The 7,934-nt window shown below is 33.2% G+C and carries 5 protein-coding genes; 3 read left to right on the top strand and 2 right to left on the bottom strand.

The genetic code is table 11. From position 1 onward, the window contains the following. Both ABI657_RS18560 and ABI657_RS18555 read left to right on the top strand, forming a co-directional pair. The coding region (locus ABI657_RS18560) for an OmpA family protein (protein ID WP_348098761.1) at window positions 1-972 on the top strand (972 nt) is incomplete at its 5' end. Window positions 973-1,036: 64 nt separating this feature from the next. Continuing rightward, window positions 1,037-3,802, top strand: a complete 2,766-nt coding sequence (locus ABI657_RS18555) for a PD-(D/E)XK nuclease family protein (protein ID WP_348098760.1) — start codon at window positions 1,037-1,039, stop codon at window positions 3,800-3,802. A gap of 733 nt (window positions 3,803-4,535) precedes the next feature. Here ABI657_RS18555 and ABI657_RS18550 read toward each other — a convergent pair. Continuing rightward, window positions 4,536-5,315, bottom strand: a complete 780-nt coding sequence (locus ABI657_RS18550; RefSeq protein ID WP_348098759.1) for an alpha/beta hydrolase — start codon at window positions 5,313-5,315, stop codon at window positions 4,536-4,538. Window positions 5,316-5,512: 197 nt separating this feature from the next. Next, window positions 5,513-6,805: an aminopeptidase P family protein gene (locus ABI657_RS18545; protein WP_348098758.1), complete on the bottom strand. Its 1,293-nt coding sequence runs from the start codon at window positions 6,803-6,805 to the stop codon at window positions 5,513-5,515. A 347-nt stretch (window positions 6,806-7,152) separates the two neighbouring features. Here ABI657_RS18545 and ABI657_RS18540 point away from each other — a divergent pair, with 347 nt between their 5' ends. Next, window positions 7,153-7,806 (top strand): transglutaminase domain-containing protein, encoded by a 654-nt coding sequence (locus ABI657_RS18540; protein ID WP_348098757.1) that lies wholly within the window; start codon window positions 7,153-7,155, stop codon window positions 7,804-7,806. Window positions 7,807-7,934 lie beyond the last annotated feature (128 nt).

The raw sequence follows: 7,934 nt of genomic DNA, 5'->3' as shown, positions 1-7,934 counted from the left end.
CCAGGTGCTGGTTTAACTTTCTGGTTTACAGATGCTATTGGTCTTGAACTTGCTAGTAGATACAAATGGGCTGTTGGTGGAGATAGACAAGATGCTTCTGGAACTCCAGATGCTCCATCTCACTTTCAACACACAGCTGGTTTAGTTTTCAAATTTGGAGGTAAAGATACTGATGGAGACGGAATCTATGATAAAGATGATGCTTGTCCGGATGTTGCTGGTTTGAAACAATTCAATGGTTGTCCTGATACTGACGGTGACGGAATCGTTGACGCTAGTGATGCTTGTCCAGATGTATTTGGTTTAGCTGCATTAAACGGATGTCCTGATACTGACGGAGACGGAATTGCTGATAAAGATGATGCTTGTCCAGATGTTGCTGGTTTAGCTGCATTAAAAGGTTGTCCTGATACTGACGGAGATGGTGTTGCTGATAAAGATGACAAATGTCCTACAGTTGCTGGTCCAAGAGAAAACGGTGGTTGTCCATTCTTAGATGCTGATAAAGATGGTGTTCTTGACAAAGATGATGATTGTCCTACTGTAGCTGGTCCTGCTAGCAATAGAGGTTGTCCTGAAGTAACTACTGAAGTTTTAGAAGAACTTAGAGTTCAGGCTAGAGCAGTATACTTTAACTCAGGTAAAGCAACTTTCAAAGTAGGAGATAAAGAAACTCCAGCTAGATTAGATGCAATTAAAGCAATACTTGTAAACTATCCAAATGCTAAATTTAGTATTGAAGGTCACACAGATAGTGATGGTTCGGATGCATTAAATCAAAAACTTTCTGAAGAAAGAGCAACAGCTGTTATGAATGCTTTAATCGAAAGAGGAGTAAGTGTTGATAATTTAGTTTCTAAAGGATTTGGAGAATCTATGCCAGTTGCGACTAACAAAACACCTGCAGGGAAAGCTCAAAACAGAAGAACTGAGATCAAACACATTGGTTCTAAATATGAAGGTAAACTATAATTTACTTTTCTAAATAATTTTAAAAAGCCATTCTTAATTGAATGGCTTTTTTTATTTTTATAAAATGATAAACATTTCCTTCCTTGAGAAAATTGCCTTTTCTGTAATTCAGGATTATTCAGATAAGTTTTCTGAAATTACAATTGTGTTGCCTAATAAAAGGGCCAAAGTTTTTTTGATTGAAGCATTGAAGAATCAAATTACACAAACAATTTTATGTCCTAATATTATTTCAATTGAAGAATTTATCCAAGATCTTGCTTCTGTGCGTTCTGTTGATTCAATTGAATTGTTATTTGAATTTTATGAAGTATATCTTTCTGTTACAGATAAGCAGCATCAGCAATCTTTTGAGCTGTTTGCTAATTGGGCCAAAACTCTTTTGCAGGATTTTAACGAAATTGATCGTTATCTTTTAGAGCCATCCCACGTCTTGTCATATCTTAACGATATTGAAGACATAAAAAAATGGGGCATAGAGGTTGAAAATAAAACCAAGCTTTTAGAAAACTATATAGATTTTTGGAAATTGCTGCCCATGTATTATGAATCTCTCTACAGTCATTTGTTGAATAAAGGGATCGGATACCAGGGTTTAATTTATCGGGAAGCAGTAAATAATTTAAATCACTTTTCGAATACTACTTCCAGTCTTACTTATATTTTTGCAGGTTTTAATGCTTTAAACGCTGCAGAAGAAAAAATAGTGCAACATCTTTTGGCACTGGATCAGGCAAAAATTTACTGGGATATTGATCAAACTTTCTTAAACGATCCTTATCACGATGCAGGCCTTTTTGTTCGGCGCTTTAAAGAAAATTGGAAATATTATAAATCGAATTCTTTCGAATGGATTGTAGATGATTTCTCTCAATCAAAAAACATACAAGTGATTGGAACCCCAAAAACTATAGGTCAGGCAAAACTTGCAGGCGCTATCGTTGAAAGTATAATCAATCAAAACCCAGATTCTTCATTGGATAAAGTTGCTATTGTATTGGGTGAAGAAAATCTACTAATGCCAATTTTGTATTCTTTGCCTTCAACAGTGGGTGCACTAAATATTACGATGGGTTATTCTGGTAAAAACAATCCTTCGCAAATTTTAATTGCAAAATTGTTTAAGATGCATACAAATGCGCTTTCCAGAAATGGCGCGAATTATGTTTTTTATTATAAGGATGTACTCGATGTTTTGACACATCCATTGATTGAACCTTATTCCAAAACAAGTCAATTAGTTAAAATTATAAAAGAGAATAACTATACTTTTATTACCTATTCAAAATTAAATGAACTTAATTTGAATCCATCAAATATGTTCAGTTTGCTTTTTCAAAAATGGGAAAATGGATCTTTGGCTGTTCTGGAAAATATCTCGACACTTTTACTTTTAATAAAAGAGAATTTCAGTAATGATAATGAGGAAGAAAAAATCGCAAAAACTTTTGTCTTCTCTATTTTTAAAGTGATTAATAAATTAATAAATTATTATTCTCAACATGCTCATATAGATAATATCCAGACTTTGTATGCGATTTATAAGCAAGTAATAGATGTTGTAGAAGTTTCGTTTGAAGGAGAGCCTTTAAATGGCCTGCAGATTATGGGAGTATTAGAAAGTCGTGTTTTGGATTTTGATACTGTAATCGTAACTTCAATGAATGAAGGCAAATTTCCGGCAGGAAAATCTCAAAATTCCTTTATTCCATATGATGTGAAAAGAGAACTTGGCCTGCCAACTTTTAAGGAGAAGGATGCAATTTATACCTATCACTTTTATCATCTGTTGCAAAGAGCTAAAAATATTTATCTGATTTATAATACCGAAAATGACGGATTGGATGCTGGTGAACGCAGCCGTTTTATCACACAATTAGAAGTCGAAAAACAGCCAAAACATAATTTGACTTTTGATATTTACAATCCGGTTTTACCAACAACTGCTTACAAGCCAATGTTGATTCCAAAATCTGAAGCCGTAATGGTGCGTTTAAAAGAAATTGCTACTACAGGCTTCTCACCTTCGGCTTTGACGAGTTATATACGTAATCCGATTGATTTTTATTTTCAAAAAATACTCAGAATAAGGGAAGTTGAAGAAGTAGAGGAGAAAATTGCCTTAAATACGCTTGGAACCATAATACATGAAACTTTAAAAAACTTGTACGAACCATTCGCTGGTAAGTTTATTTCAGAATCTGATATTTTAAATTGTTTTAAATTATTGGATGACGAGGTGTTAAGACAGTTTAAATTGGTTTATAAAGAAGGTGAAATCAAAAAAGGCCGAAATCTTCTGGCTTTCGAGGTTGCTAAAAGAAATGTTTCTAATTTCTTAAAAATGGAACTGGAAGCAATTAAAAACGGAGATGCAATTAAAATTATTGCTTTGGAAAAAACTTTTGAACGTCTAATGGAGCATCCAAAATTGCCATTTCCTGTTTTAATTAAAGGAAACGTAGACAGGATCGAGCTGCGCAATGGAAAAATACGAATAATCGATTATAAGACAGGAAAAGTTGAAAAAGCTAACGTAGTCCTTAAATCATGGAACGGATTGACTCAGGAGCTTAAAAATGATAAAATTATTCAGGTATTAGCTTATGCCTATATGTTTGAAACCGAAGCAGGAAATATCCCTGTTGAAGCTGGAATTATTTCCTTTAAAAATTTAAAGTCAGGCTTTTTGCCTTTTGGATATAAAGAAGATAAGGAATTGAATATTACTGTGACAAAAGATATTTTAAATAATTATTTGGAAGAAATTATAGTGTTATTGAATGAGATTTTCGATGTCAATATTCCCTTTGAAGAAAAAATAAATTAAATATTAGAAAGCTATTAAACATATTCGAATTTTTTAAAACCACATTGGTAATTAATTTGGCTGTTTGCGATTGCTGTATTATTAGCAGGCATTGACTATTTTTTTATAACATTTCATACTTTCGGTTTTTTAATGAGTTTGGGCTTCAAAGAATTGTATCGCCAAGAGGATTACCTTTTCTATTTAAACAATGGCATTTCTAAAAGTAAGCTTTTGATTTTTAGCGGTCTCTTTACTTTCTGTACAGCAGTTTTAATAGTTGTAATGATTTTTTTAATAAAAGAAATTATTTTGAAAAAACATACTTTGGAAGTCGATGGGATTCAGAAAAGGTTTGATGAAAGCAGTCAAATATTCTAATCAGCAAGCCTGATTATTAAATGAATATAAATAGCTTATTAATTTTTGCTTTATCACTCTACATAATTCCAAAAGCTAGCTAATATTTTGCATGATACGGGTTTTTTGTATACCTTTTTTATATAATTTATTTTAAAATAATAAAAATTTGTGAGATAAATAAAAGTGATTAGCACACTTATAATTTTATTTTTTTTAACAATTGTTTAATGTATAGTTATAATTATTACAAATACCTTTGACGCTTGTTAAAAACATGGAAATACATTCTATGTAGTATTTAACAAAATATAATCTGATATAAAATTTTGCCCCCGATAATGAGAAAAAGACCGTTTCAGATTAATGAACGGTCTTTTTTGTCTGAAGAACTTTAATTTTTAAAAAATTCAAATAAAACCTTTTTCAATTCCTGCTTGTTTTCAATCTGGCTCATATGTCCATCTTCAAAGGATACAAGTCCTACACTGCTATTCTCAATTTGAGAAATGTTTTCATCGTAATTTAAAACAGGATCTTTTTTACCCAAGACCAATAAACACGGAAAAAGATTCTGTTTCAAAATACTTTCTCTGTCTTTTCTGATTTTCATTCCTTCAAGCGAAGCCACAATTCCCTGCAAAGGTGTTTTTAATGCTTCTGTTTTTACTTTTTCAATTTCTTTTACAAGACGGGTCCTGTTGTTTTCGCTGAATAAATTCGCAATTGCTAAACTAACAAAACTCACATAGTTCTGTTTTACCGCTTTAATGGCACGTGTTCTGTTTAGTTTCTTTTCGGCACTGTCTTCTTTAGAAGTCGAATTCAGCAACACTAATTTCTGAATTTCCACTGGATATAATTCGGCGAAAGCCAAACCAACATAACCTCCCATCGAATGACCGACGATGATAGCTTTTGGAATATCTAAATGTTCTAAAACCTCGTGCACGACATTGGCATTTTCTTCCATCGAATGTACATAACCTAAACAATCTGATTCGCCATGACCTAATAAATCAATAGTAATCACGCGATAATTTTTAGAGAATAATGTAACGTAATCCTGCCACATTTTTTTGTTCTCCAGAAAGCCGTGGAGCAAAACAATTGCAGTTCCTTCGCCAGAATCTGTATACGATATTTTAGTGTTTTTGTATAGAAGAGTTTTCAAAAGTGACGTTTTAAATTATAGATGCAAAGATAATAAAACGTAAAACCATAAAAGTGATATAAGTTTTTTAGAGTTAAAATTACATTTATTCAGTTCAATTTTAAATCAACTTCTATCAATTATAGGATTTAAAAAAGAAACGGCCAGCATTTTCTGCTAACCGTCTTTTATCTTTCTTATTGAATCTGTACTCTGGACTAAGAATTCATCAGCGTTTCAATCTCATCGACTTCAACCGGAATATTGCGCATCAGGTTAAAAGGTTCTCCATTTTCCTGAATCACAACATTATCTTCCAGGCGAATTCCAAAACCTTCTGCAGGAATATAAATTCCAGGCTCCACCGTAAAAACCATATTGGCCTTCATGGGTTCGTGCAGCAATCCGTAATCGTGCGTGTCCAGTCCCATATGGTGAGACGTTCCGTGCATGAAATATTTTTTGTAAGCGGGCCATTCCGGATTTTCGTTCTGAACATCGGCTTTGTCGATTAAACCTAAGCCAAGTAATTCAGAAGTCATGATTTTACCCACTTCAACATGATATTGTTTCCAAAACGTTCCGGGAATCAGCATTTTTGTAGCTTCACTTTTTACTTTCAAAACGGCATTGTAAACCGCTTTTTGTCTGTCTGAGAATTTTCCCGAAACCGGAATCGTTCTCGTCATATCGCTGGAATAATTAGCATATTCTGCAGCAACATCCAGCAAAATCAAATCTCCGGTTTTGCATTGCTGATTGTTTTCGATATAATGTAAAACGTTGGCATTATTTCCCGAAGCAATAATCGGTGTATAAGCAAAACCTTTTGAACGGTTACGGATGAATTCATGAATCAATTCGGCCTCAATTTCATATTCGGTAACATTGGGTTTCACGAAAGGAAGCAATCTGCGGAAACCTTTCTCTGTAATATCACAGGCTTTCTGAATCAGATCAATCTCTTCGCTTTCTTTTACAGAACGAATGCGCTGTAAAATTGGGTTGCTTTTCGCCACATTGTGTGCCGGATACTTTTCTTTCCACCATTTTACAAAACGGGCTTCGCGGGTTTCCGTTTCAACAACCGCACGGTAATGTTCATTAGTATTAATGTACATCGTGTCTGCATACGTCATCATTTCGTTCAAAATTTTATGAAAATCCTGAAGCCAATAAACCGTTCTGATTCCCGAAACCTGAAAAGCACGTTCCTTAGTCAGTTTTTCACCTTCCCAAATCGCGATATGCTCGCTGGTTTCTTTCAAAAACAAAATCTCTTTTTGGTTTTCATAAGGAGCATCCGGAAACAAAAGCAAAATACTTTCTTCCTGATCCACACCACTCAGATAAAAAATATCCCTGTGCTGTGCAAAAGGCATTGTGCTGTCGGCACTAATTGGGTAAATGTCATTCGAGTTGAAAACGGCAACACTGTTAGGTTTCATTTCTGCCGTAAATTTTCTGCGGTTTTTTACAAAAATAGCGCTGTTTATTTGATGATATTTCATAATAAGTTGGATATTAGACTTGATTTTTCAAAATTACTAATTTTTGAAGAAGTAGCGCAAAATACGTTTATTAAAGTTTTCATATTGTTTGGGCGTGTCCCAAGGGCCGGGCTTTCGGCTATATCTTTTATTCCGCTGTCGCTTCATAAAAGGATATCGCCTCTATCCCTCACGCGAATTTTGGTTTTATGAGAAATTTGTTTTTAATATGAGGATTGATTTTTTCAATTGTGGGAATTTGTATATTGGGGAACAAAAATGGTTTGTCAATGTATACCAAAAACATAATGATAAAAAGAATAATAGTCCTGATATTTTTATTTATTTCGATTTGTAATTATTCTCAGATGAAGAATTTTGATCATATCGAGAAATATGTAAAAGAAGTTCCAGAATCAGAAACTTTAAATATAGAAACATTGACTTTATATCTTAAAAAAAATGCTAAAACGAAAACTGAAATTACTGCAAGAATTTATTTTTGGATAGTAGATAATATTAAATATGATTGGGATGCATTTAGAAACAATAGGCAAATTGATGTTTCTGCAGTTGCTACTTTAGAAAATAAAAAATCCGTGTGTGCAGGATATGCAAATTTGTTTAAGGTAATGTGTGATTATGCAAATATAAAATGCGCAGTAATTAATGGGTACGCTAAAGCAAATGGTTTTTACCATGGCGAAAAGTTAACTGAGCCAAATCACGCTTGGAATGCAGTAAAAATTTATGACAAATGGGAATTAATTGATGTAACTTGGGGAAGGGGATCCGCTCTTACCAATGAAGGAGAAGTTGATTTTTGGAATTTCAGGTATTTTTTAGATGATCCAAACGATTTTATTTTGGAACATTTTCCAGAAGATGATGTTTGGCAATTATTCGATAATGAAATAAGTCTTGAAACTTTTTTTAGTGCTGAAATGGAAAAGAAGCGAAAAATGAGGATATCTAATGAGGTGAATTTACAATTTATAGACGAGGAGCCAAATCAGGATTAAGAAAAAATGAAAATAGAAAATCCGATATCATAGATAATATATTTTCTCCAAAACCCCGATAGCGCAGATTTGTAATCATAAGTGTTCGAAACCTTATTTAGGTTTGAGAATATCATCAACTTGATTGG

It is taken from the genome of Flavobacterium sp. (assembly GCF_039930565.1).
Taxonomy (GTDB): Bacteria; Bacteroidota; Bacteroidia; order Flavobacteriales; family Flavobacteriaceae; genus Flavobacterium.
The sequence above is the reverse complement of the archived record's forward strand: the minus strand, read 5'-3'. Positions and strand labels throughout refer to the sequence as shown.